The sequence below is a fragment of the Azoarcus sp. TTM-91 genome (assembly GCF_012911025.1).
In the GTDB taxonomy this organism is placed as follows: Bacteria; Pseudomonadota; Gammaproteobacteria; order Burkholderiales; family Rhodocyclaceae; genus Azoarcus.
Window position 1 is genome coordinate 13,472 of the sequence record NZ_WUEI01000038.1, and the last position, 26,471, is coordinate 39,942.

A 26,471-nucleotide genomic window follows, 5' to 3' on the forward strand; every position below is an offset into this window, starting at 1 on the left:
AGGCTCCTGGAAGGGGTGAGCGTAGGGGCTGACCGCGCCGATTCTATGACGGCCGCTGTTCCGATGCGACCGCCGCGCCGGCCGGGGGCTGCCATGCCACCACCCGGTTGCGGCCGCTGCGCTTGGCCTCGTACAGCGCCTGGTCGGCGCGCTCCAGCAGGCCGGTGACGCTGCCTTCCGCCAAGGGGCACAGGCCTATGCTGGCGGTGACCCGCAGCGGGCCGGCGGTGGTCGGGGCCGGCCGCGCGGCCAGCGCTTCCCGCAGCCGTTCGGCCAGGGGGTAGCCGCCTTCCGCGCTGCTGCCGGGCAGCAGCACCGCGAACTCTTCCCCGCCCAGGCGGCCGGGCAGGTCTTCCCGGCGCAGCACGCTGCGCAGGGTGTCGGCGACATGGACGAGCACCTGGTCGCCCACCGCGTGGCCGTGGCTGTCGTTCACCCGCTTGAAGTGGTCCACGTCCAGCATCAGCAGGCAGCCCGGCTTGCCGGCGCCGGGGCGGGCCAGGGCCTGCTCCAGCTGGGCGAGGAAGGCGCGGCGGTTGGGCAGGCCGGTGAGGGCGTCGGTCGAGGCCAGCGTCTGCAGGTCGGTCTCGCGCCGCTTGCGCTCGCTGATGTCGCGCATCAGCCACAGCAGGCCGAAGGGCTGGCCTTGCTGCAGGATGGGAATGCGCTCTATTTCCAGCGTGCGGCCGTCTTCGAGCGTGGCTTCGCGGTGCGCCGGGCCGTTGTCCGGCCCGAGCACGGCGGCCACCGCCGGCGGCAGCTGGCCGGTGAGGTCCGCGAGCGGCTTGCCGCCGAGGCTGTCCGGAGCCGGCAGGGCCAGCAGCTCGCACAGGCTGCGGTTGGCCAGTTGCACCTTGCGCGCTTCGTCCTCGGCGAGCAGGCCGCCGGGGAAGTGTTCGATCACCGCCCGCTGGCGGGCCCGGGCGCCGGCCAGCTCGGCCTCGATGCGGCGGCGGTCGGTGATGTCTATCAGTGTCCAGATGACGTCGCCTTCCGGCTGCGCCGGGTCCAGCAGGGTGCCGGAAATGTCGAACCAGCGGGCCTGGCCGTCCTTGTCGTGCAGCGGGTACTCCAGCCGTATGCTGCCGCGGCTGCGCAGCTTCTCGTACTCGGTGCTGAAGCGTTCGAACGGGCCTTCGCCGCCGTGGGCGGCGGAGAAGCGGCTGCCGGCCATGTCTTCCCGGCTGGGGGAGAAGATTTCGATGGCGCGGGCATTGGCCTGCAGGATGATGCGTTGGGGCGAGACCAGGAAGATGGCGGCGGCGCTGTTGTCCAGCAGGGCGCGGCGCAGGTTGGCGTCCGCCACCCGGGCGCTGATGTCGGTGTGGGTGCCCATCACCCGCTGCGGCCGGCCGTTCTCCCAGGCCACCACCCGGCCGCGGCATATCACCCACAGCCAGCCGCCAGTCGCGGTGCGCAGCCGCAGCTCGACGTCGAAGCCCTCGCCCTTGGCTACCTGCCCGGCTATCAGGCTGTCTACCCGCGGGTAGTCGTCCGGATGGGCGAGGCGCTGCCACACTGCCTCGTTCACCGCGAAGGCCTGGTCGCGGTAGCCCAGCATCTCGAAGCAGCGGCTGTCCCAGCGGATGCTGCCGGCGGCGAGGTTCCAGTCCCACAGGCCGTCGCGCACCGCGGCCACGGTGAGGCGCAGGCGTTCTTCGCTGTCGCGCAGAGCCTGGGCGCGGGCGCGCTCCTCGGTGACGTCGTGGATGTAGCCGTGCCACAGCACGCTGCCGTCCTCCTCCCGCTCGGGCTTGGCATGGCCGCGCAGCCAGCGCACCTCGCCGCCGTCGCGCAGGATGCGGTACTCCTCCACCCAGGTGCTGAGCTGGTCGGCCGAGCGCTGGATGGAAGCCCGCACCCTGGGCTGGTCATCCGGATGCACCCGTTCCAACAGCCGGTTGGCATCGTCCGCCACCTCGGCGGGCAGCATCTGATAGATGTCCTGCAGGGCCGGGCTGAGATAGGGGAAGGCGCTGCCGCCGTCCGGCCGCAGTCGATACTGATAGACCATGCCCGGCACCTGCGCCACCAGCTTGTGCAGCTGCGCTTCCAGCGCCTTGCGCTCGGCTTCGGCCTGCTTGCGCGCGGTGATGTCCATGTGGGTGCCGACCATGCGCAGTGGCCGCTTTTCCGCGTCGCGGCCGGTGATGCGGCCGCGGGCGAGTATCCAGCGGTAGTGGCCGTCGCGGGTGCGCATGCGGTGCTCGGACTCGAAGTAGGCGCTTTCGCCATACAGGTGGGCGTTCAGCTTGTGCTTCACCGGCGGCTGGTCTTCCGGGTGGATCAGCGCCATGACGTCTTCGTGGGTGGTGCCCAGTTCGCCCGGCGGATAGCCGAGCATCGCCTCCCAGCGGGTGTTGTAGGAGAGGCGGTCGATGTCCAGCCGCCAGTCCCACAGGCCGAGGTCGCCGCCGTCCAGGGCGAACTGCAGGCGCTCCTCGCTCTCGGCCAACAGGGCGTTCTGGCTGCTGCCGCGCAGGTAGAGCAGGGCGATGGCGAAGGCGGCCAGCAGCAGCACGCCGGTGCCGACGATGTTGCGCAGCAGGCTGTCGGCTACGGTGTCATGCACCTTCGCCAGGGCCGGGCCGCGGGCGATGCCGACCGCCACCACCAGCGGGTAGTCGCTGGTGCGGTGCCAGGCGTAGTAGCGGTCCTGCCCGTCCCTGCTGGGCTGCAGGCGGATGTTGCCGCTGTCGCCAGCGCGCGCCAGCCGGCTGCTCAGCGCTGGCGGCAAGGCGCCGCCCAGCACTTCGTCCTGCAGGCGGGTGCGGGCGAGGTAGGCGCCATCGTCGCGCAGCAGGGTGGCGATGTCGTCGGCGCCGGTGACGGCGCGGCGGAAGGCATCGGCGAGGTAGTCGGGGGAAATGGAGAGCACCAGCACGCCGGCGAAGCCCCGCTCGTCATGCAGCGCGCGGCCGAACTGCACCACCCATTTGCCGGTGGCGCGGCCCACGATGGGCCGGCTGACGTGCAGCCGGCCGTCATCTTCGCTGTCACGCAGGCGCTGGAACAGTTCGCGGTCCGAGGCGTTGGGCCGGGGCAGGCCGGCGGGCAGCTCGCGGCTGGAATAGACGAGGTTCCCGCGGGCGTCCGCCACCGTGATCTGCACGATGCTGCCCTCGGGAAAGGTCTCTATCGCCACCTGGGTGGAGTGCAGGAAGGCCTGGGTGTCACCGCGCAGATACTCGGCGGCGAGGTTGCGGCTGACGACGTCCAGTCCGGCCGTCAGGGTGGAAACCTGCAGCGCCAGCGCGCTGGCCATCTGCTGCGAGCGGAGCTCCACCTGGTGCTCGCTGTCCGCCACCCAGTTGCGGTGGGTTTCCAGCAGCAGTACCCAGTAGACCGCGCAGGCGAGGCCCAGCGCGGCCAGCGCTGCTGCCGCGTTGCTGCTGCTGTTGCGGCTGATCCGGGACAGCCAGTCGAAGTGCTTGCGGATGCGCGTCATTCCTTGGGAGGCGGCGGGAGAAGAGGTGGGAGGCCGGGCTGTCGCCTGGTTGGGGCCGTCGGCGGGACGACGCGGTATTTCATACCTGCAATGGCGGCGCCGGGAAAACGATGACGCCCGAGATGGGCTGGATTAGGATGAAAATACCCGACCCCACCGGAGTTCCGTCATGCCCAGTATCGAAATCACCGAAGAAAATTTCAATCAGGTCGTAGAAAACAATCCCATCGTCTTCCTGGACTTCTGGGCCACCTGGTGCGGCCCTTGCCGCAGCTTCGGGCCCATTTTCGAGGCGGCGTCCGAAGCCCACCCGGACATCGTCTTCGGCAAGATAGACACCGATGCCCAGCAGGCGCTGGCGGCCACCTTCCAGATCCGCTCGGTGCCCACGCTGGCGGCCATACGCGACAACATCATGGTGTTCCGCGAATCCGGCGCGCTGCCGGCGAGTGCGCTGGAGCAGGTGGTGAGCGGCGTGCGCGGCCTGGACATGGACGAAATCCGCGCCGATATCGCCTCCCAGGAGGCCGGCGGCCAGCAGCCCGGCTGAGGTCGGGCCGGTTCAGCCGAGGCGGGCGGTGAGCGCCTCCGCCCAGCGCCCGGCTTCTTCCTCCCCCTCTTTGCGGCACAGGTACACGTAGCCGTGCTGCAGGCAGCGCTCGGCCAGGCTGCGGTCTTCGATGGCGGCCTGCGCCAGCTCGTCCAGGCCGCGGACATCGCCCGCTTCCATCAGCAGGCGGCCGTAGTGCATGCGCGCCCGCGGAAAGGGGCCGTCCGGCCGTTGCAGCAGGTGCTTGAACACCGGCAGCGCTTCGGCGGTGCGGTCGCAGTTGGCCAGGGCGCCGCCGTATTCCTGCAACTCGAAGGGGCTGAGGCTTTCCAGGGGCCGCGGCGACAACTCGGCGATGCGCTGGCGGCTGTCGCGCTGCTCGCGGTGATGGGTCAGCCAGGCGCTCTTCTCTTCTTCCCACCAGGCCTGGTCGAACTCCTTCGCCAGGGTGTGGGCGAAGCTGCCGAGCAGGGCCTCGGCGGCGGACTTTTCCACCGGCGCCGGCAGTACGGCCGGCACTTCCAGTGCCTCCAGGCGGTCGCGCAGGCAGGGATGGGTGTCGTTCAGGCTGGATTTGCGCTGCAGCGCCGCCTGCAGCCGCTCCTGGTTGCACCAGTCCAGATGGCTGGCGGAGAAGGCGGTGCGCATCGAGGAATAGGGCGGAAACAGCGGCTTGGGATGATGCGCCGCCTGGGCGTAGAGGCGCGGCCAGAAGGCGTCGTCTATCCAGTCCGCCAGCAGTTCGCCGCGGCACAGGCCAGTGCCCGCGGCAGCGTGGCCCACGGTGCGGCCGGCAGCGGCGTCGGCCTGGTACTCGTCCTGGCGGGAGAGCACGAAGGTATAAGCGTTGAAGTAGGGCGCGAAGCGGCGCAGGCCGCTGTGCAGCAGGCTGTCCAGCCAGTTGCCTTCGCTACCGGAAACCTTGTCCATCAGCGCGCCGAAGGTCAGGCGCTGGCGGTACACCCAGGCGCCCAGCTTGCCGTGGGCGCCGGACAGGTGGCCGTACTCATGCGCCAGCGTGGCCGCCATTTCGCGCGGCGCCATGGCGTAGAGATAGGGCAGGCCGAGGATGAGGTGGTTGCGGTGGCCGCCGAACAGGCCGAAGCGCGGCACTTGGGCAATGGCGGCGTTGAACGAGCGGTCCACCACCACCCGGTGCAGCGGCGGGCCTTTCTGCTTGTGCTGTATGCGGTCTATCAGCTCGAACAGCTTGGGCGCGTCGGCGCGGGTGATCTCACGGCCCTCCGGCGGGCTGAGGCGCGTGAGGAAGGCACGCAGCACGGTGTAGAGCAGGCCGGTGAGGAAGAGGGCGAACAGGCCGAGATGGACCATCACCCAGACGTTGCGGCTGTCGCGCAGCCAGTGGAAGGCGGTGAAGCCGAGGGCGATGACGAGCAGCAGCACCAGGGCCAGCGCTACGTAGGCAAGGCTGCTGACGAGCAGCACCTTGCTGCGGAAGGTGGCCGGGTTGTGGTGGGCGTCCAGCTCGAAGCGGCGCACCAGGTATTCGTAACGGCAGTCGTCCATGCGCGGGCGCCATATGTGTCTGCTTTGCGACAAATTCTGCGCCGGGTGCTAGCGGCGGTCGCGGCAATAACTCACGCTGGGTAACGTCAGCCCTACCGGTGCGGGAGAGGGGCGTCAGCAGCGGGGCGTGCGCCCGTCCGCCTCGACGCGTTGCACGCTGCGGCTGCTGAGGCCGGCGGCTTCGGCGAGGCGTTCCTGCGACCAGGCGCGTGCTTCCCGCAGCTGCCGCAGTTTCCGGGTGTCGAGTTTCATGTCGTTCATGCTAGAGGCTCCGCTGTCGATGGACGCTTCCAGCATGGGCCAGGGGCGGGCAGGGCACCACGACAGAAGGACGACAGCGGGGCGACAGGGCGGGCGGAGGCGTCGATCTGCGCCTGGGCGCGGCGGGCCGGCCGCGCCCGCTCAGTACAACAGATAGGCCGCCCGCTCTGCTTCCCAGGCGGCTTCGTCCGCCAGTGCGATCTCGTCCAGCGCGGCCGGCGGTGCGGCCGGGTCGTCCACCCATTGCCGCAGCGCTTCGCCGCCGTTGATGAGGTCGATGGCTAGGCGCTCGTGCTCGTACTCGTAGGCGAAGTCGCGCCACAGCGGGTAGTCCGGCTGCTGCAGGCGCAGCGCCTTGAAGGCCAGGGCCTGCAGGCGCCAGGGGCGGAAGGCGGCGTGGTCGTAGTGGGTCGGGTCTTCCACATGGATCTGCACGCCGTTGCACAGCTTGCCGGCGTGCTTGTGGAAGGTGGGCTCGAACCAGCATTCGCGCAGCACGCAGCCGGCCAGCCACCGCGGCGCCAGGCTGCGCATGTCGGCGATCAGGCGGTGGGCGTCGATGTCCGGCGCGCCGAACAGTTCCAGCGGCCGGGTGGTGCCGCGGCCTTCGGACAGGGTGGTGCCTTCCAGCATCACCGTGCCGGCGTAGGCGCGCGCCATCGACAGGTTGGGCGCGTTCGGGCTGGGGTTGATCCAGCTGCGTTCGCCCAGCGGCCAGCCGTAGCCGGGGGCGGCGTCCGGCTGCCAGCCCTGCATGGCGACGACCTCCAGCTCCACGTCCAGCTTCAGCGTGGCGACGAACCAGCGCGCCAGCTCGCCCATGGTGAGGCCGTGGCGCATCGGCAGCGGACCGGCGCCGACGAAGCTCTCCCAGCCCGGCCGCAGCAGCGTGCCTTCCACCGGCCGGCCGGCGGGGTTGGGGCGGTCCAGCACCCACACCGCCTTGCGGTGGGCGGCGGCGGCTTCCAGCACATAGCGCAGGGTGGTGATGAAGGTGTAGATGCGGCAGCCGAGGTCCTGCAGGTCCACCAGCAGCACGTCGAAGCTGTCCATCATCGCCGCGGTGGGGCGGCGCACCTCGCCGTACAGGCTGAACACCGGGATGCGGTGCAGCGGGTCGAGGTAGTCGGCGGATTCGACCATGTTGTCCTGCTTGTCGCCGCGCAGGCCGTGCTGCGGGCCGAAGGCGGCGCTGAGCTTGAGGTCGGGCAGGGCGGCCAGCGCGTCCAGGGCGTGCTCCAGGCCGCGGGTGAGCGAGGCGGGGTGGGCGAGCAGGGCGAGGCGGCGGCCGGCCAGCGGGCGGCGCAGGCCGGCATCCTGCAGCAGGCGGTCGAGGCCGAAGCGGGGCGTTGCGGTCATGGGAGCGTGTTCAGGGATGGGTGGGCAGCGGCAGCCAGTCCAGCGTGGCGGTGAAGGCGCGCCGGTCGTGGAAATCGGGCTTGGGGCGGGGGTGGTGCAGCGCCCAGTAGGCGAGCTTGCCGCCGGCGCTTTCGATGACGGCGCTGAGCCCGAGCTGCAACCGGGCTTCCGGTGCGCGTGGCGGCAGCGCGGCGGGGTCGAGCAGGATCTCGGCGATCAGCGTGCCGCTCTCGCGGCGCACCTGCTGCAGCCGCGGCGGCTGCGGCGGCGGGGCGTCCGGGTCGCGTTCGCGGCTGGCGCAGAAGCGGTAGGCGGCCCACTGGCCGGAGGGCGCGAAGTTGAACTCCAGGTAGGCGGCCTCGTCCGCGCGGGCGATGAAGGCTTCGAAGCAGGTGTGCTGCCACAGCCCGTCCGCGGCGGCCGGCAAGGTGGCGGGCGGCAGGCGCAGGGCGTCGAAATCCGCCTGCAGGCGGTAGACCAGGCGCAAACCGCCGTCCGCAGCGACGTCGACGGCGGCGGTGAGCTGCCGCACCGGGCCGGCGGCAGTGGTCGGATGGGGCAGCAGCGTGAGTAGCGGGGACACCATGGGAGCGGGCGGGGGAGGAGCGGCTGCCTATGGTAGCCCATGCGTCAGGCTGGCGAGCCGGCGCCGGGGTGCGGCGTGGCAAAGCACACGCTCGCGGCGGCGGTGGCGGACGGGCGGTCGCGGGCGTGGCCGCGGGCCGGCGGGCGATCAGAGCCCGCGGCGTGCTCCTCCCGTCCTTCTCCTGCGCGGCGCAGGGGTCTGCCGTCCGGCCGGTGGTTGAATAGAATCGCGCTCTTTCCCGCCTGTTTTGCCGCCCGCCATGAACGCTGCCTTCCCCATCCGCTACGTCGAACCGGTGTATCGCCCGCCCAGCGAGGCGGAGTCGCTGATCCTGCCGGTGACCGACGGCTGTTCCTGGAACAAGTGCACCTTCTGCGAGATGTACACCGCGCCGCAGAAGCGCTTTCGCGCCCGCGACGAAGACGAGGTGATGGACAGCATCCGCCGCAGCGGCGAGGTCTTCGGCGATCAGGTGCGGCGCGTCTTCCTCGCCGATGGCGATGCGCTGGTGCTGCCCACCCGCCGGCTGCTCGCCATCCTGGAGGCGATACGCAGCCACCTGCCCTCGGTGCGCCGCATCTCCAGCTACTGTCTGGCGCGCAACCTCAAGCGCAAGACGGTGGCCGAACTGGTGGCGCTGCGCGAGGCCGGGCTGCAGTTCGCCTACCTGGGCGCTGAGTCCGGCGACGACGAGGTGCTGGCGCGGGTGAACAAGGGCGAGACCCACGATTCCACCCGCGAGGCGCTGGACAAGCTGGGCGAGGCCGGCATCACCCGCTCGGTGATGCTGCTCAACGGCCTGGGCGGCGAGGCGCTGAGTACGCAGCATGCGGACAACTCGGCACGGCTGATCAACGCCACCCAGCCGGAGTACCTGGCGACGCTGGTGGTGAGCTTTCCGCGCGGCGATGCGCGTTTGAAGGCGGGCTTCCCGGACTGGCAACCGTTGTCGCAGCAGGGCCTGTTCGTGGAGATGGAGCGCTTGCTGTCGCAGCTGGAGCTGCGCCGCACCGTGTTCCGCTCGGACCACGCCTCCAACTGGCTGGTGCTCAAGGGCACGCTGGGCGCGGACAAGGACAGGCTGCTCGCCCAGGTGCGGGCGGCCATCGCCGCGCCGGAGCAGGCGCCGCTGCGGCCGGCCTGGGCGCGCGGGCTGTGAGTTGGCGCTGGAGCGTCATGGAGAGGCGGCCGTCCTGTCGCCGGCCGCTGGTGCTCACAGCAGGTGGGCGACCAGCGGCGACACCAGCAGGTTGAACAGGCCGGTCAGCACCATCAGCAGGCCGGCCACCGAACCCTCGCGGCTGCCCAGCTCGTAGGCCTTGGCGGTGCCGGCGCCGTGGGCGCCGACGCCGAACAGCGCGCCGCGCGCCAGCTCCGTCTTCAGCGGCAGCAGGCGCAGCACCAGCGTGCCGCCGAACATGCCGAAGATGCCGGTGATCATGACGAAGGCGGCGGTCAGTTCCGGCACGCCGCCGAGGTCGCGCGACATTTCCATCGCGAACGGCGTGGTGATGGAGCGCGGCAGCAGCGAGCGCGCCACCTCGCCATCCAGCGCCAGCGAGCGCGCCAGCAACCAGGAGCTGGCCAGCGCCATCGCGGTACCGGCCACCATGCCGGCACCCAGCGCCGGCCAGTGGCGGGCCAGCAGCGCGCGCTGCTCCCAGATGGGCACCGCGAAAGCAACCGTCGCCGGGCCGAGCAAACCGATCAGCCAGCCGGTGTCGCGGGCGTACTCGGCATAGCTGGTGTTGCTGGGAATGGCGAGGAGGAACAGCAGCACAGGCACCAGCAGGATGGGCGACAGCCAGAAGCGGCGGTAGCGCCGGTGCAGCGCGCGGGTGGCGACGTAGCCGAGCAGCGTCACCGCCAGCCAGAACAGGGCGGCGAGGCTGGGGCTGAGGTGGGCGTTCATGGCGGCCGGTGCTCAGGAGGCGGCGCGCGGCGGCTCGGCGTCCGCCGCGGCGGCCTGGCGGCGGCCCATCCATTCCACCGCTAGCGCGGTGGCGGCCATCACCATCAGCGTGCTGAACATGATCACCAGCAGGATGCGCCAGCCTTCGCTGCGCAGCAGCGGGCCGTAGTCCAGCAGCGACATCGCCGCCGGAATGAAGAACAGCAGCATCTCCGCCAGCAGCAGGCCGGCGCCGGCCCTGAGCCAGGCAGGGCGCAGCACGCCGGCGGCGAACAGCGCCAGCAGCAGCGCCAGCCCTATCACCCCGCCCGGCACCGGCAGCTCCAGCAGCGCGGCCACGCGGCCGCCCACCCACCAGAACAGGATGAGCACGCCGACCTGGAGCAGGGTGCGGAACAAAGAGGGCAGGGCGCGGGGCATGGGCGGATTGTTGCGATGCAATGTAGTTGAATCCAAGCATAGGCCGGCGGGTATGATTCCCCAAGCGAATTGTTTTCATACCCGTGATTCCAGAAAGGAATGGCTACATGGATGCCCGACTCCCCGAATTGCGTCAGCTGGCCGGCTTCGTCGAGCTGGTGCGGCAGGGCAGCTTCACCCGCGCCGCCGAGGCGCTGCACCTCACCCAGTCGGCCCTGAGCAAGCAGATCGCCCAGCTGGAGGAAAGGCTGGGCCGTTCGCTGCTGGAGCGCGGCGCCGGCCGGCTGCGCCTGACCGATGCCGGCGAGGTGGTGCTGCGGCGGGCGGAAGCCATGCAGCAGCTGGGGCGGGAGCTGCTGGCAGAGCTGGATGACCTGGATCGCCTGGTCACCGGCGAGCTGCGCCTGGGTTTGCCGCTGTTCGGCGCGGACGCGGTGTTCACCGCCCTCATCATCGAGTTCCTGTCGCGCTACCCCGGCGTGCGGGTGCATCTGGAGGAAGGCGGCAGCAAGTCCATCGAACAGGCGCTGCATACCGGTGCGCTGGAGTTGGGCGCGGCGCTGACGCCCTCCAACCCCGAGCTGGACTACCTGCCTTTCTGCAACGAACCGCTGGACGTGCTGATGCCCGCCGGCCACCCGCGCGCTGGCGCGGGCAGTGTCGCCCTGCTGGAACTGGCCGATACGCCCTTCCTGCTCTACGAGCAGAGCTTCACCCTCAACGACCGCCTGCAGCACGCCTGCCGCCAGGCCGGCTTCACCCCGCGGGAGGGCGGCCGCAGCGGCCAGGCGGACTTCCTCGCCACCCTGGTCGTCGCCGGCCAGGGCGTGGTGCTGCTGCCGCGCGTCGTCGCCCGCGGCCTGGAGCGTCCGGGGCTGGTACGCCTGACCTTGCGCGAACCGCAGATGACCTGGGACGTGGCCTTCATCTGGCGTCGCGGCGCCTATCTTTCACGCGCCGCGCGGGCCTGGCTGGCGTTGGCGGCGGAGATGAGGCCTGGGCAGTGAATGGCCGGGGATCTGGCGTCTGGGCGGGGGCCGGCGGGCCAGGCCGGCCTGAATCAGCGGGTGGCGACGGGTTTGTCTGCCTTTGTCATGGCGGCTCGCGGTGCTGCGCGCTCAGGGGCGGCGCAGGGCTGTCAGCACCAGCATGGGGGTAGTCGCCGCCTCACTTCTCCTCGCCGCCCTTGCGGGCACGCAGCCGCAGCGGCACCGCGCTGGGCGCGTGGCTGGCTTCCACCAGCTGGATGAGCTTGAGCATGAAGAGGTCGCGCTCTTCCGGCGGCAGCGGGTCCAGGCTGCGGTCGTGGGCGCGCTGCACCGCCGGCGCCATCTTGTTCACCAGGTTGCGGCCCTTGCGCGTCAGCCGCACCCGCTTCACCCGTTTGTCCTGCGGCGCCTGGCGGCGCTCGATCAGGCCGCGCTCCTGCAGCCGGGGGATGACCTCGGCCACGCTGGTGCGCTCCAGGCCGATCTCCAGCGCCAGCGTGCCTTGCTCCATCTCGCCGTGCTGCGACAGCGCGGTGAGCAGGCTGTACTGCACCGGGGTGACGCCGAACTCCCGCGTTTCTTCCAGGAACAGCGCGGAGTGGATCTGGTGCAGGCGCCGGATCAGGAAGCCGGGGCGGGTGAAGAGCAGGGATTTGTGCTGGGCCGTGGCCAGGGTGGCGCGGGCGCGCGAAACCGGATCGTCGTCGTTTTGCATGATGTGGGCGGAGGTGGGGGCGCCGCCGTACCGCCGCAGGGGCGGCAGGGCGTGGCGGCGCCGATGGCGCGGATTATCCCACAGCGACGATTCCGCCCGGTTTCCGTTGAGTGCGGTATGCCACCTAACCCGGCGGGCATTCCGGGCCGGCACCGGACCGGTGCGCGGAAATGGCCAAGATGTGCCATCCCGGTGCGCGAGTAATGGGGTGTGCCACCTAAGTTTTTGCCGTTCAATATTGATCCAAGTCAATGAATCTTAAGGTCGCCTGAAAATACATCGGCCAGCGGGCACGAGCGCGCACGATATTTGCGGTATGCCACCTATCCGAGGCCAACCGCGAAGACGCTGAAACGATGAAGATCCTGCTCAAAGGGGGCCGTGTAATCGACCCCGCCGCCGGCCGCGACGGCCAGTTCGACGTGCTGATCGACAACGGCCTGATCGCCGCCGTCGGCGCCAACCTGCCGGGCGAACAGACCGCCGGCGCCCAGGTCACCGACTGCCGCGGCAAGCTGGTGCTGCCCGGCCTGATCGACACCCACGGCCACAACTACCAGTACGTCACCGGCCGCTTCGGCCTCAATCCGGATCTCTGTGGCGTGCGCTCCGGCGTCACCACCCTGGTCGACCAGGGCGGACCCAGCTGCATCACGCTGGCCGGCTACCGCCACTTCCTGGTCGAGCGCTCCGACACCCGCATGCTGGCCTTCCTCTCCGCCTACCTGGTCGGCGGCCTGGAGGGTCACTACTACCCGGAGCTGTACCAACCGGGCTGCCTGGACGTGGCGGCGACGGTGAAGGCGGCCAAGGCCAACCCGGACCTGGTGAAGGGCTTCAAGGCTCACGCCGAGATCGGCGGCTTCGCCCGCTGGGGCACCGAGGTGATGCGCGACTCCGCCCGCATCGCCGCCGAGGCCGGCCTGCCGCTCTACATCCACTTCGGCCAGCTGTGGCCCAAGCCGGGCGACGGCGGCATGCCGGTGGACCCGGACACCATCTTCAACCAGGTGGTGGAGATGCTGAAGCCGGGCGACATCCTCGCCCACCCCTTCAGCCGCAACCCCGGCGGCTTCGTCGAGGTGAACGGCAAGCTGCATCCGCTGGTGAAGGAGGCGCTGGCGCGCGGGCTGAAGGTGGACGTCGGCCACGGCTCCCACTTCAGCTTCCGCGTCGCCCGCCTGGTGCTGGACGCCGGCGTCATTCCCGACACCCTGGGCGCCGACATGCACGGCTACAACACCTCGGTGCCGGCGCCGGCCGGTACGCCGGACAGCCATCCGGACGAGGAGGATCACCTCTTCACCGGCCGCACCCGCTTCAGCCTGGTGTCGGCCATGACCAGCATGCTCGCTCTCGGCCTGCCGCTGAACCATGTGGTGGCGATGGCCACCTGCAACGCCGCGAAGATGTGCGGCATGGAGCACGAACTGGGCACGCTGGCCGTCGGCCGGGTGGCGGACGTGTCGGTGCTGGACGATCTCGCCGGCCAGTGGGTGCTGCGCGACAACGAAGGCAACCGCGTCGAGACCGATCGCTGGCTGCAGCCCGCCTTCTGCCTGCGCGCCGGCAAGCGCTTCGAGGCGGATGCGCCCATCCTGCCGGTGGCGGAGGCCGTCGAAGGAGTGGCGGCATGAGCGCGCGCGCCTGCTATGCCGGGCAGGCCGCCGGAGGCCGGTGGTGAACGCCCCGCTGCCCGAGACCCGCGCCCAGGGCATCGGCGTCGCGCTGCCGCGCAAGGAGGACGACCGCTTCATGCGCGGGCGCGGCGGCTACGTCGGCAACATCCGCATGGTCGGCATGCTGGACGTGGCCTTCGTGCGCAGCCCGGTGGCCCACGGTCGCATCCGCGCCATTGAAAAGCCGGAAGGCAGCGAAGGCGCGGTGTATACCCTGGCCGACCTGGAGGGCGTGCAGCCCATCGTCGCCAACTCCGGCCTGGCCGGCTTCAAGAACTCCGCCCAGCCGGTGCTGGCCGGCGACAAGGTGCGCCAGGTGGGCGAGATGATCGCCATGTGCGTGGCCGAGAACCGCGCCGCGGCGGAAGACATCGCCGCCCAGGTGTTCGTCGATTTCGACGAGCTGCCGGCGGTGGTGGACATGCTGGCGGCGCGCCGCGCCGGTTCCGCGCTGGTGCACGAGGAGTGGGGCGACAACGTCTTCCTCGAAACCTTCATCGACGCCGATCTGGACGACATCCGCAGCAAGGCCGCCATCAAGGTCAGGCGCAAGCTGCGCACCGCGCGCCAGAGCATGGCGCCGATGGAAGGCCGCGGCGTGGTCGCGCACTGGGATCACCGCCTCGGCCAGCTCATCGTCTACACCTCGGCGCAGATGCCGCACATCAACCGCACCGGCATCGCCGGCTGCCTGGGCCTGGACGAAGGCCAGGTGCGGGTGGTGGCGCCGGACGTGGGCGGCGGCTTCGGCTACAAGGGCATCCTGCTGCCGGAAGAAGTCTGCGTCGCCTGGCTGGCGATCAAGCTCGGCCGCCCGGTGCGCTGGCTGGAAGACCGCCGCGAGCAGCTCACCGCCAACGCCAACTGCCGCGAGCACGATTACGACATCACCGCCTACGCCGACAGCGACGGCCGCCTGCTGGCGGTGGATTGCGAAGCCACGGTGGATTCCGGCGCCTATTCCTCCTACCCCTTCTCCGCCTGCCTGGAGGCGGCGCAGGTCGGCAGCATCCTGCCCGGCCCGTACAAGATGGAGAAGTACCGCTGCCGCACCTGGTCGGTGGCCACCAACAAGCCGCCCATCCTGCCGTATCGCGGCGTTGCCCGTACCGGCGTCTGCTACGCCATCGAAACGGTGATGGACGCCATCGCGGTGCAGGCCGGGCTGGAGCCCTGGGAAGTGCGCATGCGCAACCTGGTGCTGCCGCAGGAAATGCCCTACGACAACATCACCAGGAAGCACTTCGATAGCGGCGACTACCCGGAATGCCTGCGCCGCGCGGTGCAAGCCATCGGCCTGCCGGCGCTGCGCGAACGCCAGCGCCGCGGCGAGGCGGATGGCCGCCGCATCGGCGTCGGCCTCGCCATCTTCTGCGAGCAGGGCGCCCACGGCACCTCGGTCTATCACGGCTGGGGCATCCCCATGGTGCCGGGCCGTGAGCCGGTCACCCTGCGGCTGACGCCGGACGGCGTGCTGGAAATCCGCGCCGGCGTGCACTCCCACGGCCAGGGCATGGAAACCACGCTGGCGCAGATCGCCCACGAAGTGCTGGGCATCGCCATCGACAAGGTGCGGGTGCTGCTGGGCGATACCGGCATCACCCCGTACTCCACCGGCACCTGGGGCTCGCGCTCCATCGTCATGGCCGGCAGCGCGGTCGGCGTCGCCTGCAAGGAGCTGAAGGAGCGCTTGATCAAGATCGGCGCCCACCTGCTCAAGGACGAACCGGCCATGGTTACCTGGCAGGCCGGCGCGGTGGTCAGCCCCAAGGGCTGGAAGCGCATCGCCGACATCGCCCGCACCTGGTACCTGCAGCCGCAACTGCTGCCCGGCGACGTGGACCCGCGTGGCCTGGAGGTGAGCACCACCTACCAGGCGCGGCGCGACAGCGGCACCTTCAGCTACGCCTGCCACGCGGTGGTGGTGGCGGTGGATACCGCGCTGGGCAAGGTCGAGCTGCTGGACTACGTCGTCGTCGAGGACGGCGGCGTGCTCATCAACCCGATGGTGGTGGATGGCCAGGTCTATGGCGGCGCCGCCCAGGGCATAGGCACCGCGCTGTACGAGGAAATGCGCTACAGCGAGGACGGCCAGCCGCTGGCCTCCACGCTGGCCGACTACATCCTGCCCGGCGCTACCGAGGTGCCGGCCATCCGCATAGCGCACATGGAAACCCCCGCCCCTTACACCGAGTTCGGCCAGAAGGGCATAGGCGAGAGCGGCGCCATCGGCTCGCCGGCCGCCATCGCCAACGCGGTGAACGACGCCTTGCGCCCGCTGGGCGTGGAGATCAACCAGCTGCCCATCACCCCGCGCGCCATCGTCGAAGCCCTGGCCGCCGTGTCCGCCGTATCCGGCAACCAAGGGAGAAACGCATGAAGGCCGCCGCGTTCGATTACGCCCGACCCGCCAGCGGCGACGAAGCGGTGGCACTGCTCGCCGCCGGCACCGGCATGGCCAAGGCCCTGGGCGGCGGCCAGTCGCTGGGGCCGATGATGAACCTGCGCCTGGCGCAGCCGGATTCGCTGGTGGACCTGCGCGCCATCGCCGAACTGCGCGGCTGCCGCCGCGACGGCACCGGTGGAATGGAGACGGTGCTGATCGGCGCCTGTACCACCCATGCCGACATCGAGGATGGCCGCTTCGACGACCCCAGCCGCGGCTTCCTGCCCCGGGTGGCCGCCGGCATCGCCTACCGTGCGGTGCGCAACCGCGGCACCGTCGGCGGCAGCCTGGCCCATGCCGACCCGGCCGCCGACTGGGTGAATGCGATGGCGGTGGCCGGCGCCGACATCCTGGTGCAGGGCCCGGCCGGCCGCCGCACGGTGGCCGCCGCCGGCTGGCTGCAGGGCGCCTTCACCCCGGCGCTGGCGGAAGACGAGATCGTGCTCGGCGTGCGCCTCGCCCAATGGAGCGCCGCCGCGCGCTGGAGCTACTACAAGTTCAACCGCAAGACCGGCGAGTTCGCCGAAGCCATCGCTGCCTTCGTCGTCGATCCGGCGCGGGACCTGTGCCGCGGCCTCATCGGCGCGCTGGATGGCCCGCCGCATGTCATCGCCGACGCCCGCGGCCTGCTCGCCGCGCTGCAGGCCGGCGACCCGGCCGCCGCCGACGCCGAGCTGGTCGCCGCCGGCCTGCCGCCCGGCAGCTACGAGCACCACATCCACCGCGCCGCGCTGCAGCGCGCGGCCGCCCAGCTCAAGGGGAACGCATGAACGACAAGCCGACCAGTCCGCTGGCGCTGACGGTGAATGGCCGCAAGGTCAGCGCCGTGGTGGAGCCGCGCACCCATCTCGCCGATTTCCTGCGCGAGCAGCAGCTGCTCACCGGCACCAACATCGGCTGCGAGCAGGGCGTGTGCGGCGCCTGCACCGTGCTGGTGGACGGCGTGCCCACCCGCTCCTGCATCACCTGGGCGGTGAGCTGCCAGGGCGCCGAGGTACGCACCATCGAAAGCTTCGACGAGGACGAAACCATGGCCGAACTGCGCGCCGCCTTCACCGCCGAGCACGCGCTGCAGTGCGGCTACTGCACCCCCGGCATGCTCGCCACCGCGCGCGACATCGTCACCCGCCTGCCGCAGGCGGACGAAGCGCGCATCCGCCTGGAGCTGTCCGGCAACCTGTGCCGCTGCACTGGTTACGTCGGACTGGTGCGCGCCATCGGCCGGGTACTGGAAGCGCGCCGGCAACGCAATCTGGCGGAGGCCTGAGCATGGAAATCGAACAGAGCTTCAGCGTGCCCTTTCCCCGCGCCCAGGTGTGGGCCTGCTTCCACGACATCGAGGGCGTGGTCGCCTGCCTGCCCGGTGCTGGCCTGGCCGAGGCGCCGCAGGACGGCAAGCTCAAGCTGACGATGACGGTGAAGCTCGGCCCCATCGTCGCCGCCTTCGCCGGCGACGGCGAGATGAAGCTGGACGACGACGCCTGCACCGGCGCCGTCAGCGGCAGCGGCGCCGACCGCAAGAGCGGCTCGCGGGTGAAAGGCGAGGCCGCCTTCGCCCTGCATGAGGAAGGCGCGGCCGCCACCCGGGTGGAAGTGAAGGTGGATTACAGCATCGCCGGCAGCCTGGCCCAGTTCTCCCGCGGCGGCATCGTCAAGGAGCTTGCCACCCGCCTCACCGAGGCCTTCGCCGCCAACCTCAAGGGCCGGCTGGAAGCGCTGCCGCCCGCCGCGGCGGTGGCGGCGCCGCAGGACGCTTCCCAAGCCATCGCCGCCGAGGCGGCGCCGGCGCTGGAAAGCGCGGCGGCCAGCCTGGACGCCAGCCTGCCGGCCGCCGTAGTTGCCAACGAGGCGGCCACCACCAGCCCCTTACCCGGCGCGGTTCCGGCCGCTGTCACGAGCGCCACGCCCCCGGCTGCGCCGCCCGCCGCCCCGCGCCCGGCTTCCGCGCCGCTGGATGTCGGCAACCTCTTCTGGCGGATGCTGCTGGACCGCATCAAGGGCTGGTTCGGCCTCGGCAAGGGCAGCAAGGCCTGAAGGCGCCCGCTCTCGCGGCGGGCGAGCGGCAGGGCGTCGCCGCGGCAGCAAAGCAGCACAAAACAGCAGCATAAAAAAGAAGCAGGGCAGAACAGAGAGCAGTGCAAGAAAAGAGGCGGCCCGCGGGCCGCCGGCAGCATCGCGACATGCGGCCCGCCGGGAGGCGGACGCACTCCCAACCCCAACGGAGAGGACGACGATGAATCTGAACAAGCACCTGGCACGGCTGCTGCCGCTGGTATGGCTGGCCTGTGCCGGCGGCGCCGGCGCGGCGGATGAAGTCCGCATCGGCGCGCCGCTGGCCCTCACCGGCAGCCTGGCCGACGCCGGCAAGAAGCAGCAGGCCGCCTTCGCCCTGTGGCAGGAGCGGGTGAACGCGCAGGGCGGCATCCAGGTCGGCGCGCGCAAGCTGCCGGTGAAGCTGGTGAGCTACGACTACCAGTCGGACGAACGCCGCGCCCAGCAACTGGCGGAAAAGCTCATCACCCAGGACAAGGTGGACCTGATGACCGCGCCCTTCGGCTCCGGCCACGCCAAGGTGGTGGCCGGCGTGGCCGAGCGCTACGGCATGCCCATCGTCGCCGTCTCTTCCAGCGAGCCGGTGCACAACCAGGGCTACCGCAACCTGTTCGGCACGCTGGCGCCCTCGGTGGGGCTGGTGGACGCCATGATCGGCCACTTCAAGCAGAACCTGCCGGCGCTTAAGCGGGTGGCGGTGCTCGGCCGCGACGACGTCTTCCCCCGCATCATGGCCACCACGCTGGAGAAGCAGGCGCCGGCCGCCGGGCTGGAGGTGGTCTACAGCGCCCTCTACCCGGTGGGCAGCATGGACCACAGCGCCGCGCTCACCTCGCTGAAGGCGGCCAGGCCGGACTGGATCTACGTTACCGGCTACACCCAGGATCTCATCCTGGTGCGCAAGCAGATGGCCGACCTCGGCATCAGCGCGCCGGTGGTCACCATGATCACCGGCCCGGCCTACCGCGAGTTCGTCGATGGCCTGGGGCCGCTGGCCGAGGGCGTCACCAGCGCCACCTGGTGGCACTGGTCGCAGAACAACACTGGCGACGACGTGTTCGGCTCCACCGCCGCCTTCACCGAGGCCATACGCGCCAGGACCGGCGGCGATCCCGACTACGTCCACGCCTCCTCGGCGGCGGCGCTCATCGTGCTGCAGAAGGCGATAGAAGCCGCCGGCTCCACCGACCGCGACGCGGTTCGCGCCCAGCTGGCGAAGATGGACGTGCAAACCTTCTACGGCCGCATCAAGTTCCGTGCCGATGGCATGAACGACAACCGCGAGCTGCCCATCATCCAGGTCCAGTCGGGCAAGCCGGTGGTGCTCTACCCGGCGGCCATGGCGCAGGGCCGGCTGCAGGCCATCGGCCAGTAAGGCAGGAGAGAGACGCCATGCCCAAGCACCTCACCGACGCCCAGGTCGCCCACTTCCGCGAGCACGGCTACGTCTTCCCGCTGCGCGCGATGGATGCCGCCGAGGCCGATCGCTACCGCCAGCTGATCGAGAACTACGAAGCCACGATAGGCGAGGACGCCAACCGCAGCCTCAAGATCAAGGGCCACCTCGCCTACCCGGCGCTGGTCGAGCTGGGCCGCAACCCGCGCATCCTGGACGCGGTGGAAGACCTCATCGGCCCCAACATCCTGCTGTTCGGCGCCTCGCTGTTCGCCAAGAACGCGCGCAACCCCAGCTATGTTTCCTGGCACCAGGACTCCGCCTACTTCGGCCTCACCCCGCACGAGGAAGTCACCGCCTGGGTGGGCTTCACCCATGCTGACGCCGAGAACGGCTGCTTGCGGGTGCTGCCCGGCTCCCACACCGGGCCGGACCGCCGCCATGTGGAAACCTTCGCCGCCGACAACATGCTGGCCAAGGGCCAGACGCTGACCGGCATAGACGACAGCCTGGCGGTGGAGATGCCGCTGGCCGCCGGCGAGTTCTCGCTGCACCACGAGCGCACCGCCCACTGCTCCCTGCCCAACCGCAGCCACGGCCGCCGCATCGGCTTCGCCTACTTCTTCATTCCCACCCATGTGAAGCCGCTCAAGGGCCGCCACCGCGCCACCCTGGTGCGCGGGGTGGACGAATACGGCCACTGGGATGCCGACGTGCTGCCGGCCTATGACCTCGACCCCGCCGCCATGGCCCAGCTGCGCGGCGCCTGGGGCCAGTACAAGGACGGCGAGACGCGTCAGGTGGCAGACATGGCGCCCTAGCGCCGCCGCCGGCCGGACCCAGGAACCCGCAGTACCCGAGCAGCACAACGACGATAACCCCCCAACCCCAAGCATCACCTATCAGGACCTTGTGATCATGAGACTCAAGCACCTTCTGTCCGCGCTGGCCCTGGGCACGCTCGCCATCGCCGCCCATGCGCAGAACACGATCAAGATCGGCGCGCCGCTGGCGCTCACCGGCAGCCTGGCCGACGAGGCCAAGAAGCAGCAGGTGGCCTACGCCATGTGGCGCGACCGGGTGAACGCGGCCGGCGGCATCAACGTCGGCGGCACCAAGATGAAAGTGGAGCTGGTGGAGAGCGACTACCAGTCCAACGCCCAGCGCGCCCAGCAGATGGCGGAAAAGATGATCAGCCAGGACAAGGTGGACTTCATGACCTCGCCCTTCGGCTCCGGCCACACCAAGGTGGTGGCCGGCGTGGCCGAGCGCTACGGCGTGCCGGTGGTGGCGCCCTCGGCCTCGTCCGAGTCGGTGTTCGACCAGGGCTACAAGTACCTCTTCGGCACCCTGGCGCCCAACGGCGGCCTGGTGCAGACCATGACCAAGCTGTTCACCCAGCAGATGCCCAACGTGAAGACGGTGGCCATCCTCGGCCGCGAGGACGTGTTCCCGAAGTCCATGGCGGTGAGCATGCAGGAAGCTGCCAAGGCCGCCGGCCTCACCATCGTCCATGACGAGCTCTACCCGGTGGGCAACCTCGACTTCTCCGCCTCCATGTCCAAGATCAAGGCCGCCAAGCCGGACTGGATCTACGTCACCGGCTACGACAAGGACCTCATCCTCGCCCGCAAGCAGATGGCCGACCTCGGTGTCACCGCGCCCATCGTCACCATGGTCACCGGCCCGGCCTATCCGGAGTTCATCAACAACCTCGGCAAGCTGGCCGACAACGTCACCAGCGTCACCTGGTGGCACCAGGCCACGCCCTACACCGCGGACGACGTGTTCGGCTCCACCAAGGCCTTCCACGACGAGTACCTGAGCCGCGCCAAGGCCGAGCCGGATTACGTCGGCGCCTCTTCCGCAGCCGCGCTGGTGGCGCTGCAGAAGGCCATCGAGAAGGCCGGCACGCTGGACAAGGCCAAGGTGCGCGACGCCCTGGCGGCGCTGGACATCACCACCTTCTACGGCCCGATCAAGTTCGGCGCCAACGGCATGAACGCCGGCCGCGAGCTGCCGGTGATCCAGGTGCAGAGCGGCAAGGTGGTGCTGCTCTACCCGGAAGCGATCAAGCAGGCCGAGCTGAAGTCCTTCAACTGAGATCCGACCCCGGCCCGCGGCGCGGGCGCGCGGTTCCGCCAGGGCGGGCCGCCGCGCGCCCCGGCGCGGGCTCCGACAGACTCCAACCCACCGGTCCGCCATGGAAACCTATATCCAGATCATCGCCAACGGCCTGATGCTCGGCGCGCTCTACGCCTGCATCGCGGTCGGCTTCTCGCTGGTGTGGGGCGTGCTCAACGTCATCAACATGCTGCACGGCTCCTTCATCGTGCTCGGCGGCTACCTGGCGTTCTTCGCCTGGGCGCAGCTCGGCGTCAGCCCCTTCGTCATGCTCTTCGTCGTCGCCGCGGCGCTGTTCCTGCTCGGCTTCCTGATCCAGTACGGCGCCATCAACCGCGTCGTCAGCAAGCCGGTGCTGCTCACGCTGACGCTCACCTTCGGCCTCGACCTCATCCTCTACAACTTCATGAACGTGGTGTTCGAAGCCACGCCGCGGCGCATCACGCTGGACCTCGGCAGCCTGGGCATCGGCGAAGTCATGCTGCCCTACGACCGCCTGCTGGCGATGCTGCTGGCGCTGGCGATGACCGGCATCCTCTACTGGGTGCTGCGCAGCTCCCGCATCGGCCGCGCCATCGTCGCCGTGCGCATGGACCGCGACGCCGCCGCGCTGATGGGCATCCGGGTGAACAAGGTGTACGCCATCACCTTCGGCATCTCGGCCATGATGGCCGGCGCCTGCGGCGCGCTGATGGCGGTGGTCTATCCCATCACCACCAACACCACCGGCCTGCTGCTCGGCAAGGCCTTCACCATCTGCGTCATCGGCGGCCTGGGCAGCGTGCCCGGCGCCCTGGTCGGCGGGCTGGCGCTGGGGCTGATCGAGAGCTTCGCCGGCACCTGGCTGGGCGCGCAGTACGCGATCCTGATCGGCTCGCTGCTGATGCTGACCCTGCTGATGGTCCGCCCCACCGGCCTGATCGGCAAGCGAGGCTACGAATGAGCACCTCCGCGAAACTTCCCGCCCGCCGCGGCCTGCGGCCGGCCCACTTCGTGTTCCTGGCCTGGGCGCTGCTGCTGGCGGCCATGCCCTTCCTCGCCGACAACTACTTCGTCCGCCTGGCCACCTTCGTCGCCATGTACTCGGCGCTGGCGCTGTCGTGGAACTTCATCGGCGGCTACACCGGCTATCCCTCCTTCGCCACCGCCGCCTTCGTCGGCCTCGGCAGCTACACCGGCGCGGTGCTGCAGAACGCCGGCGCGCCCATGGTGGTGGCCTGGGTGTGCGCCACGCTGTTCACCGGCCTGGTCGCGGCGCTGATCGGCGCCGCCATCCTGCGCATGAAGGGGCACTACTTCGCCGTCGGCTCCATCACCCTCATCGAGGTGCTGCACCAGGTGGCCTCGCTGTGGAGCAGCGTGACCGGCGGCGGCGAGGGCCTGAACGTGCCCATCCTCGCTGGCGGGCCGGACTTCGCCGGCCGCGTCTTCCTCTACGCCATGCTGGTCACCATGCTGCTGGTGTGGGCGGTGACGCTGTGGGTGGACCGCTCCAAGCTCGGCTTCGGCCTGCGCTGCATCAGCCAGAACGAGGACGCGGCCGACATGGTCGGCATCCAGGTGAACCGCTACAAGACGGCGGCCTTCACCCTGTCGGCGCTGTTCTGCGGCACCGTGGGCGCCATCTACGCCTCCTGGGTGTCCTACATCTCGCCGTCGGACGCCTTCTCGGTACTGCTCACGCTCAAGGTGCCGGCGATGGCGATGCTGGGCGGCCTGGGCACGGTGTACGGCCCCATCGTCGGCGCCGCCGCCTTCGTGCTGATGGAAGAGACCATCTGGGCCCACTTCCTCGACTACAACCAGGCCATCCTGGGCGTGGTCATCGTGCTGCTCATCCTGTTCCTGCCGGGCGGCTTCCTGAAGATCGACTACCGCCGGCTGTGGCGCCGGCCACTGCCGGTGCGGCCCGCCGCCTCCGTCACCGCTGGCGGCGAGAAGGGCGACAAAGCTGAAAAGGCCGCAGCACCGTTAGCCACCTTCGCCCGGGAGGGCCGCTCATGAGCCACCTGCTCGAAGTCCGCAACCTCAGCAAATCCTTCGGCGGCCTGCAGGCCACCAAGGACGTGAGCTTCACCCTGGAAGAGGGCGAGATCGTCGGCCTCATCGGCCCCAACGGCGCCGGCAAGACCACGCTGGTGAACCTCATCACCGGCGTGCTCAGCCCCAGCGCCGGCAGCATCGTCTTCCGCGGCCGCGACGTCAGCCGCCAGCGCCCCTGGCAGGCGGCGCGCAGCGGCCTGGCGCGCACCTTCCAGATCGTGCAGCCCTTTCCGCAGATGACGGTGCTGGAGAACGTGGCCGCCGGCGCGCTGTTCGCCGGCGCCGCCAGCAGCCGCGCCCAGGCCGAGCGCGAGGCGATGGAGCACCTGGAGTTCGTCGGCCTCGCCGACCAGGCGCTGCGCCCGGCCACCGCGCTGACACTGCCCTCGCGCAAGCGCCTGGAGCTGGCCAAGAGCCTGGCGATGAAACCCAAATTGCTGCTGCTGGACGAAGTGAACGCCGGCCTCAACACCGCCGAGATCGACAAGGCGCTGGCGCTGATGCGCACCATCGCCGCCCGCGGCATCACCATCCTGCTGATCGAGCACCTGATGAAGGTGGTCACCTCGCTGTCCACCCGGGTGCTGGTGCTGCACCACGGCGAGTTGATCAGCCAGGGTGCGCCGCAGGCGGTGCTGGAAGACCCCAAGGTGGTCGAGGCCTACCTCGGCAGCAAGTTCGCCGCGCGGCTGGCCGCGCAGGCGCAGGAAACCGGAGTGGAACATGTCTGACCTGTCCGCAATCGTCTCGCCGCCGGCCGCCGCCGCCCAGCCCAAGCGCCCGCTGCTGCAGATCCAGGGCCTGGAGGCCGGCTACGGCGACGTGCAGGTGCTGTGGGGCGTGGATCTGGAAATCCCCAACGGCGAGATCACCTGCATCGTTGGCTCCAACGGCGCCGGCAAATCCACCCTGCTGCGCACCATCTCCGGCATGGTCCGCGCCAGCGCCGGCAGCATCCATTTCGCTGGCCAGGACATGACCGGCGCCGGGCCGGACCGCATGCTGGGCGCCGGCATTGCCCACGTGCCCGAGGGCCGGCGGCTGTTCCGCGGCATGTCCATCCGCGACAACCTGCTGCTGGGCGCCTACATGCGCCACGACAGCCGCGCCGACATCGAGCGCGACCTGGAATTCGTCTACGGCATGTTCCCCATCCTCAAGCAGCGCGAGAAGCAGGACGCCACCACCCTGTCCGGCGGCGAACAGCAGATGTGCGCCATCGGCCGCGGCATCATGTCGCGGCCGCAGCTGCTGCTGGTGGACGAGCTCTCCCTCGGCCTCGCGCCGCGGGCGGTGGAGCTGCTGGGCGAGGCGCTGCTGGAGATCAACCGCAGCGGCCTCACCATCGTGCTGGTGGAGCAGGACGTGCTGACCGCCTTCGACCTCGCCAGCCGCGCCTACGTCATCGAGACCGGCAAGGTGTCGCTGTCCGGCAGCACCGCCGAACTGGCCGCCGACCCGCGGGTGCGGCGCGCCTACATGGGCATGTGAGGAGCGCACGGTGAATCTCGAAGCCCGTGTTTCTCCGCCGCCCGCCGCCCGCGTCGCCCAAGCCTCATCGGGCGGGCAGGACGCTGCTGCGGCACCCGCCGCCGGCCGGCGCCCCGCCACCGCCAACTGCGCGCCGCTCGCCCGCCTCGCCGCGGTGCAGCCGCGCTGGGTCGCGGTGCGCAGCGCCGCCGAAGCCCTGGGCCTGACCGAGCGCGCCCTGCTGCACGCTGGCCCGCCCTATGCCGACCCGCGCCAGCCGGCGCCGCCGGTGCTGTCCTCGGCGGTGCTGTGCTGCCTCTACGAAGGCTGGGCCGGCAGCGAGGCCGAAGCCGAGGCCATGATCGCCGACGGCCGGGTGCGCCTGCTGCCGGCGCAGTCCCTGGGCGCGGTGACGCCGCTGGCGGCGGTGATCTCGCCGCGCACCGCGCTGGTCGAGGTGGAGGACGCCGCCAGCGGCCGCCGCGCCTGGTCGCTGCTGGGCAGCGGCGCCGGGCCGCAGATCCGCTTCGGCAGCCGCGACCCCGCCATCCTGGAGCGCTTGCGCTGGCGCGACGAGGTGCTGGCGCCGCAGCTGGCCGGCCAGCTCGCCGCTGCGCCGGTGGACCTGCTGCCGCTGGCGCTGGCCGGCCTCGCCGGCGGCGACGACCTGCACGGCCGTACCACCGCCGCCACCGCCGAACTGCGCGCGCTGCTGCAACCCTGGCCGGGCCAGGATTCGACGGTGGCGACCGCGGTGGACGCCATGCTGGAAAGCAGCCCGCTGTTCTTCCTCACCCTGTGGATGGCCGCCTGCCACCTCGCCCTGGGCATCGCCGCCGAAGGCGCCGACCCGGCCTCCACCCTGGTAGTGGCACTGGCCGGCAACGGCAGCGACTGCGGCATCCGCCTCGCCGGCGACCCGTCGCGCTGGTGGACCGTGGCCGCGCTGCCGCCCGCCGGCCCGCGCCTCAACCCGGCACTGGAGGCCAAGGCCGCGCCGCTGCTGGGCGACAGCGGCTGCATAGACGCCGCCGGCTTCGGCGCTCAGGCCCTGGCCGGTGCAGACGAAGTGCGCAGCGCCCTCGCGCCCTGGCTGCCCGAACACTGGTGCGAACAGCCGCCGGTGCAGGCGCTGGCCGCGCATTGTGGTGAACGCGGCGAGGGCGCTGGCGAACTGCGCTGGACGGTGCTGGATGCCGCGCTGATCGCCGCCGGCCCGCAACCCGCGCTGGCCACCATCGCCATGGTGGACGCCGCCGGCCGCGCCGGCCTGCTCGGCCGCGGCATTGCCCAGGCCCCGGCGACGCTGTTCCGCCGTGCCCTGGCGGGCCTGTTGCACAACGCGCTCGCCGGCCTGGAACGACACGATGGATAGCCTGGACCTCGAAGTGCTGCAGCGGGCCCGGCGCTGGCTGAGCGAAGGCCGGCGGGTATTGCTGGCCACGGTGGTGCGCACCTGGGGTTCCTCGCCGCGCCCGCCCGGCGCGCTGCTGG

25 protein-coding genes are annotated in these 26,471 nt (G+C 70.6%); 17 read left to right on the top strand and 8 right to left on the bottom strand.

Annotated elements, in window-relative coordinates; all coding sequences use genetic code 11:
- Positions 1 to 43 precede the first annotated feature (43 nt).
- Positions 44 to 3,448, bottom strand: a complete 3,405-nt coding sequence (locus tag GRF61_RS12280; RefSeq protein ID WP_169150943.1) for a PAS domain-containing protein — start codon at positions 3,446 to 3,448, stop codon at positions 44 to 46.
- A 169-nt stretch (positions 3,449 to 3,617) separates the two neighbouring features.
- Between GRF61_RS12280 and GRF61_RS12285 the strand changes: the two genes are divergently transcribed.
- Positions 3,618 to 3,998 (top strand): thioredoxin family protein, encoded by a 381-nt coding sequence (locus GRF61_RS12285; RefSeq protein WP_169150944.1) that lies wholly within the window; start codon positions 3,618 to 3,620, stop codon positions 3,996 to 3,998.
- Between the two features lie 12 nt (positions 3,999 to 4,010).
- On the opposite strand, the gene GRF61_RS12290 is transcribed toward GRF61_RS12285, so the two are convergent.
- From GRF61_RS12290 to GRF61_RS12305, 4 genes are all read right to left on the bottom strand, one after another.
- Entirely contained in the window at positions 4,011 to 5,525 is a 1,515-nt protein-coding gene (locus tag GRF61_RS12290) for a M48 family metallopeptidase (RefSeq protein ID WP_169150945.1), read from the bottom strand.
- Positions 5,526 to 5,639: 114 nt separating this feature from the next.
- Complete coding sequence (locus tag GRF61_RS12295) at positions 5,640 to 5,786, bottom strand: helix-turn-helix transcriptional regulator (RefSeq protein WP_169150946.1); 147 nt, start codon at positions 5,784 to 5,786, stop codon at positions 5,640 to 5,642.
- Positions 5,787 to 5,927: 141 nt separating this feature from the next.
- Positions 5,928 to 7,145: a DUF1343 domain-containing protein gene (locus GRF61_RS12300; RefSeq protein WP_169150947.1), complete on the bottom strand. Its 1,218-nt coding sequence runs from the start codon at positions 7,143 to 7,145 to the stop codon at positions 5,928 to 5,930.
- Between the two features lie 10 nt (positions 7,146 to 7,155).
- The gene (locus GRF61_RS12305; protein ID WP_169150948.1) at positions 7,156 to 7,731 is read right to left on the bottom strand and encodes a DOMON-like domain-containing protein; all 576 of its coding nucleotides are present in this window, start codon (positions 7,729 to 7,731) and stop codon (positions 7,156 to 7,158) included.
- Positions 7,732 to 7,990: 259 nt separating this feature from the next.
- On the opposite strand from GRF61_RS12305, the gene GRF61_RS12310 reads away from it, so the two are divergent.
- Positions 7,991 to 8,890: a radical SAM protein gene (locus tag GRF61_RS12310; RefSeq protein WP_169150949.1), complete on the top strand. Its 900-nt coding sequence runs from the start codon at positions 7,991 to 7,993 to the stop codon at positions 8,888 to 8,890.
- 54 nt (positions 8,891 to 8,944) lie between these two features.
- Here GRF61_RS12310 and GRF61_RS12315 read toward each other — a convergent pair whose 3' ends face one another.
- Positions 8,945 to 9,643, bottom strand: coding sequence for an LrgB family protein (locus GRF61_RS12315; RefSeq protein WP_169150950.1), 699 nt, complete (start codon positions 9,641 to 9,643; stop codon positions 8,945 to 8,947).
- 12 nt (positions 9,644 to 9,655) lie between these two features.
- Positions 9,656 to 10,063, bottom strand: coding sequence for a CidA/LrgA family protein (locus tag GRF61_RS12320; RefSeq protein ID WP_169150951.1), 408 nt, complete (start codon positions 10,061 to 10,063; stop codon positions 9,656 to 9,658).
- Positions 10,064 to 10,170: 107 nt separating this feature from the next.
- On the opposite strand from GRF61_RS12320, the gene GRF61_RS12325 reads away from it, so the two are divergent.
- Positions 10,171 to 11,070, top strand: coding sequence for a LysR family transcriptional regulator (locus tag GRF61_RS12325; protein ID WP_169150952.1), 900 nt, complete (start codon positions 10,171 to 10,173; stop codon positions 11,068 to 11,070).
- A 160-nt stretch (positions 11,071 to 11,230) separates the two neighbouring features.
- Here the strand turns inward: GRF61_RS12325 and GRF61_RS12330 are convergent, their stop codons facing one another.
- Entirely contained in the window at positions 11,231 to 11,767 is a 537-nt protein-coding gene (locus GRF61_RS12330) for a MarR family transcriptional regulator (RefSeq protein ID WP_169150953.1), read from the bottom strand.
- A 356-nt stretch (positions 11,768 to 12,123) separates the two neighbouring features.
- On the opposite strand from GRF61_RS12330, the gene GRF61_RS12335 reads away from it, so the two are divergent.
- The 14 genes from GRF61_RS12335 to GRF61_RS12400 all read left to right on the top strand — a co-directional run.
- On the top strand, positions 12,124 to 13,404 hold the full coding sequence (locus GRF61_RS12335; RefSeq protein ID WP_169150954.1) for an amidohydrolase/deacetylase family metallohydrolase: 1,281 nt from the start codon (positions 12,124 to 12,126) through the stop codon (positions 13,402 to 13,404).
- A 43-nt stretch (positions 13,405 to 13,447) separates the two neighbouring features.
- Positions 13,448 to 15,826 carry a xanthine dehydrogenase family protein molybdopterin-binding subunit gene (locus tag GRF61_RS12340; RefSeq protein ID WP_211165918.1) on the top strand — a complete coding sequence of 793 codons (2,379 nt, stop codon included), beginning with the start codon at positions 13,448 to 13,450 and terminating at the stop codon, positions 15,824 to 15,826.
- Entirely contained in the window at positions 15,823 to 16,662 is an 840-nt protein-coding gene (locus tag GRF61_RS12345) for an FAD binding domain-containing protein (protein ID WP_169150956.1), read from the top strand. The genes GRF61_RS12340 and GRF61_RS12345 overlap by 4 nt, the downstream gene beginning before the upstream one ends.
- A complete protein-coding gene (locus GRF61_RS12350) occupies positions 16,659 to 17,159 on the top strand; it encodes a (2Fe-2S)-binding protein (RefSeq protein WP_169150957.1) in 501 nt (166 codons plus the stop codon). Before GRF61_RS12345 ends, GRF61_RS12350 begins: the two co-directional genes overlap by 4 nt.
- Before the next feature lie 2 nt (positions 17,160 to 17,161).
- A complete protein-coding gene (locus GRF61_RS12355) occupies positions 17,162 to 17,926 on the top strand; it encodes an SRPBCC family protein (RefSeq protein ID WP_169150958.1) in 765 nt (254 codons plus the stop codon).
- 199 nt (positions 17,927 to 18,125) lie between these two features.
- Positions 18,126 to 19,319 (top strand): amino acid ABC transporter substrate-binding protein, encoded by a 1,194-nt coding sequence (locus tag GRF61_RS12360; RefSeq protein WP_169150959.1) that lies wholly within the window; start codon positions 18,126 to 18,128, stop codon positions 19,317 to 19,319.
- Between the two features lie 17 nt (positions 19,320 to 19,336).
- Positions 19,337 to 20,161, top strand: coding sequence for a phytanoyl-CoA dioxygenase family protein (locus GRF61_RS12365; protein ID WP_169150960.1), 825 nt, complete (start codon positions 19,337 to 19,339; stop codon positions 20,159 to 20,161).
- A gap of 97 nt (positions 20,162 to 20,258) precedes the next feature.
- On the top strand, positions 20,259 to 21,443 hold the full coding sequence (locus tag GRF61_RS12370; RefSeq protein WP_169150961.1) for an amino acid ABC transporter substrate-binding protein: 1,185 nt from the start codon (positions 20,259 to 20,261) through the stop codon (positions 21,441 to 21,443).
- A gap of 100 nt (positions 21,444 to 21,543) precedes the next feature.
- Positions 21,544 to 22,407 (top strand): branched-chain amino acid ABC transporter permease, encoded by an 864-nt coding sequence (locus GRF61_RS12375; protein ID WP_169150962.1) that lies wholly within the window; start codon positions 21,544 to 21,546, stop codon positions 22,405 to 22,407.
- Positions 22,404 to 23,468 carry a branched-chain amino acid ABC transporter permease gene (locus GRF61_RS12380; protein WP_169150963.1) on the top strand — a complete coding sequence of 355 codons (1,065 nt, stop codon included), beginning with the start codon at positions 22,404 to 22,406 and terminating at the stop codon, positions 23,466 to 23,468. The genes GRF61_RS12375 and GRF61_RS12380 overlap by 4 nt, the downstream gene beginning before the upstream one ends.
- Positions 23,465 to 24,238: an ABC transporter ATP-binding protein gene (locus GRF61_RS12385; RefSeq protein ID WP_169150964.1), complete on the top strand. Its 774-nt coding sequence runs from the start codon at positions 23,465 to 23,467 to the stop codon at positions 24,236 to 24,238. The genes GRF61_RS12380 and GRF61_RS12385 overlap by 4 nt, the downstream gene beginning before the upstream one ends.
- Positions 24,231 to 24,998, top strand: coding sequence for an ABC transporter ATP-binding protein (locus GRF61_RS12390; RefSeq protein ID WP_169150965.1), 768 nt, complete (start codon positions 24,231 to 24,233; stop codon positions 24,996 to 24,998). The genes GRF61_RS12385 and GRF61_RS12390 overlap by 8 nt, the downstream gene beginning before the upstream one ends.
- Before the next feature lie 10 nt (positions 24,999 to 25,008).
- Complete coding sequence (locus GRF61_RS12395; RefSeq protein WP_169150966.1) at positions 25,009 to 26,352, top strand: DUF1116 domain-containing protein; 1,344 nt, start codon at positions 25,009 to 25,011, stop codon at positions 26,350 to 26,352.
- Positions 26,345 to 26,471, top strand: a 127-nt coding sequence (locus tag GRF61_RS12400; protein WP_169150967.1) for an XdhC family protein, incomplete at its 3' end; no start/stop codon positions are given. The genes GRF61_RS12395 and GRF61_RS12400, both read left to right, overlap by 8 nt.

Coding starts and splice junctions, on each gene's coding strand:
- GRF61_RS12280 (WP_169150943.1), bottom strand. CDS start 3,448: ATGACGCGCATCCGCAAGCACTTCGACTGGCTGTCCCGGATCAGCCGC.
- GRF61_RS12285 (WP_169150944.1), top strand. CDS start 3,618: ATGCCCAGTATCGAAATCACCGAAGAAAATTTCAATCAGGTCGTAGAA.
- GRF61_RS12290 (WP_169150945.1), bottom strand. CDS start 5,525: ATGGACGACTGCCGTTACGAATACCTGGTGCGCCGCTTCGAGCTGGAC.
- GRF61_RS12295 (WP_169150946.1), bottom strand. CDS start 5,786: ATGAACGACATGAAACTCGACACCCGGAAACTGCGGCAGCTGCGGGAA.
- GRF61_RS12300 (WP_169150947.1), bottom strand. CDS start 7,145: ATGACCGCAACGCCCCGCTTCGGCCTCGACCGCCTGCTGCAGGATGCC.
- GRF61_RS12305 (WP_169150948.1), bottom strand. CDS start 7,731: ATGGTGTCCCCGCTACTCACGCTGCTGCCCCATCCGACCACTGCCGCC.
- GRF61_RS12310 (WP_169150949.1), top strand. CDS start 7,991: ATGAACGCTGCCTTCCCCATCCGCTACGTCGAACCGGTGTATCGCCCG.
- GRF61_RS12315 (WP_169150950.1), bottom strand. CDS start 9,643: ATGAACGCCCACCTCAGCCCCAGCCTCGCCGCCCTGTTCTGGCTGGCG.
- GRF61_RS12320 (WP_169150951.1), bottom strand. CDS start 10,063: ATGCCCCGCGCCCTGCCCTCTTTGTTCCGCACCCTGCTCCAGGTCGGC.
- GRF61_RS12325 (WP_169150952.1), top strand. CDS start 10,171: ATGGATGCCCGACTCCCCGAATTGCGTCAGCTGGCCGGCTTCGTCGAG.
- GRF61_RS12330 (WP_169150953.1), bottom strand. CDS start 11,767: ATGCAAAACGACGACGATCCGGTTTCGCGCGCCCGCGCCACCCTGGCC.
- GRF61_RS12335 (WP_169150954.1), top strand. CDS start 12,124: ATGAAGATCCTGCTCAAAGGGGGCCGTGTAATCGACCCCGCCGCCGGC.
- GRF61_RS12345 (WP_169150956.1), top strand. CDS start 15,823: ATGAAGGCCGCCGCGTTCGATTACGCCCGACCCGCCAGCGGCGACGAA.
- GRF61_RS12350 (WP_169150957.1), top strand. CDS start 16,659: ATGAACGACAAGCCGACCAGTCCGCTGGCGCTGACGGTGAATGGCCGC.
- GRF61_RS12355 (WP_169150958.1), top strand. CDS start 17,162: ATGGAAATCGAACAGAGCTTCAGCGTGCCCTTTCCCCGCGCCCAGGTG.
- GRF61_RS12360 (WP_169150959.1), top strand. CDS start 18,126: ATGAATCTGAACAAGCACCTGGCACGGCTGCTGCCGCTGGTATGGCTG.
- GRF61_RS12365 (WP_169150960.1), top strand. CDS start 19,337: ATGCCCAAGCACCTCACCGACGCCCAGGTCGCCCACTTCCGCGAGCAC.
- GRF61_RS12370 (WP_169150961.1), top strand. CDS start 20,259: ATGAGACTCAAGCACCTTCTGTCCGCGCTGGCCCTGGGCACGCTCGCC.
- GRF61_RS12375 (WP_169150962.1), top strand. CDS start 21,544: ATGGAAACCTATATCCAGATCATCGCCAACGGCCTGATGCTCGGCGCG.
- GRF61_RS12380 (WP_169150963.1), top strand. CDS start 22,404: ATGAGCACCTCCGCGAAACTTCCCGCCCGCCGCGGCCTGCGGCCGGCC.
- GRF61_RS12385 (WP_169150964.1), top strand. CDS start 23,465: ATGAGCCACCTGCTCGAAGTCCGCAACCTCAGCAAATCCTTCGGCGGC.
- GRF61_RS12390 (WP_169150965.1), top strand. CDS start 24,231: ATGTCTGACCTGTCCGCAATCGTCTCGCCGCCGGCCGCCGCCGCCCAG.